Annotated in this window: 2 protein-coding genes; both read right to left on the reverse strand. The window is 70.9% G+C overall.

The annotated features are described in order from the left end of the window. On the reverse strand, positions 1–306 hold a 306-nt coding region (locus ACFQEU_RS15590; protein WP_379783649.1), incomplete at its 3' end, for a hypothetical protein. After that, on the reverse strand, positions 303–1,590 hold a 1,288-nt coding region (menD, locus tag ACFQEU_RS15595), incomplete at its 5' end, for a 2-succinyl-5-enolpyruvyl-6-hydroxy-3-cyclohexene-1-carboxylate synthase (RefSeq protein WP_379783651.1). The genes menD and ACFQEU_RS15590, both read right to left, overlap by 4 nt.

The following is a 1,590-nucleotide window of genomic DNA, read 5'->3' on the forward strand; positions in this document are numbered from 1 at the left end:
CGCGGCGAGCGCAGCCGTGAGCGCTGCCGTCTCGGACGGGAGCCCGCCGAGCAGCGTCGAAACGCCGTTGAGAATCACTACCCCGCCGAGCGCGACGTTGCCGAGCCCGATCAGCCGGATCGGTTCGAGCCCGTACCGCACCTCGCCGCGGCCACCCCAGACGAACACGATACCGCCGGCGATGAGGAGGACCCCCTGGACCGCCCGCAATGGGCTCGCCCAGAAGCTCGTGCCGAACAGCGCGGTCCCCCCGCCGAACATCACGAGGAGTCCGACGCCGAGCACCGCGAACCACTCCCGTTTCATCGCCCCACCCCCTCGTCTCCCCCCGTAGCGTCTTTCTTCCCGTCCTCCGGCTCCGCGGTGTCCTTCTTCCCGTCCTCCGGCTCCGTGGCGTCCGTTTGATTACCGTCGTGGCCCGTCTCGGACCCGTCCGCGCCGAGCGCCTCACGAACCCGTCGGTCGACCGCCGATGCGAGCCGCTCGCGGGTCCGATGGCTCGACGCGGCGTCGGTCCGGACCTCGATGAGGTGCGAGCCGTCGGCGTCGGCCGCCTCGGCGTACGCCGCCTCGATCGCTTCGAGCCGGTTCGACCGGGAGCCGTCGTCGGATTCACCGGTGCTTCCGCCGACGCTTCTTTCCCCCGTCGCCCGGGTATCGACTCTCGTGTAGGACAACCCGTGGAGCGCCGCCATCGGTTCGAACTCGATGCCGTGTGGCGTCTTGAACGCCTCGGTGAACGGCGGCTCGAACCCCTCGATCGGGAGCGCGTGGAAGATCCCTCCGCCGTCGTTGTTGATGAGGACGACAGTGACGTCGACGTCGCAGCGGTCGATCGCGAGCAGCCCGTTGGTGTCGTGATACAGCGCGAGGTCGCCGACGACGAGTGTGAGGTCATCGGTCGTCGCCGACCCCGCACCCAGTGCCGCGGAGACGATCCCGTCGATCCCCGAGACGCCACGGTTACCGAGAACGGTGAGGTTCGTCGTCGACGGGGGGACGAACCGGTCGAGATCCCTGACCGGCATCGAGTTGGAGACGAACAGCGTGGCGGGATCCGGAACCGCGTCGGCGACGGCTCGGAGGACGTCACCCTCGTGGAACCCGGAGGCCCCGTCGACTTCCCGCTCGGCGATCCGGTCGGCCTCCTCCCACTGCTCGCGCCACGCGGTATCCCCGCCACCCCCCGGAACGAGCCGTGAGAGGCGTGCACAAAGTCGATTCGGCTCGGCGACGACCAGGTCGGTCGCGGCGAACTCCGCCTCGCGCCAGCGCCCCGCGGGATCGACGGCGTACTGGTCGGCGTCGGTCGCGGCGAGGTACTTCCGCAGGGGTTTCGACGTCGGCGACGCGCCGAGCCGGAGGACGACCTCGGGGTCCCTCCACCCTCCTCTCTCCCCGGCGAGGTCGGCCGAGAGGTACGCGTCGTACGACCCGATCACGGGCGCGACACGGGTGTGACCGCCGTATCGGACCCCGGAGAGCGGGTCCGCGAGGACCGGGTAGCCGGTGGCGTGGGCGAGCGCGGTGACGGCCTCCGGGTCGAGTCCGGGCGGGTCCGCGGGCCCGGCAACGATCAGGCCGCGGTCG

The organism is Halorubrum tibetense (genome assembly GCF_042661865.1).
Classification (GTDB): Archaea; Halobacteriota; Halobacteria; order Halobacteriales; family Haloferacaceae; genus Halorubrum; species Halorubrum tibetense.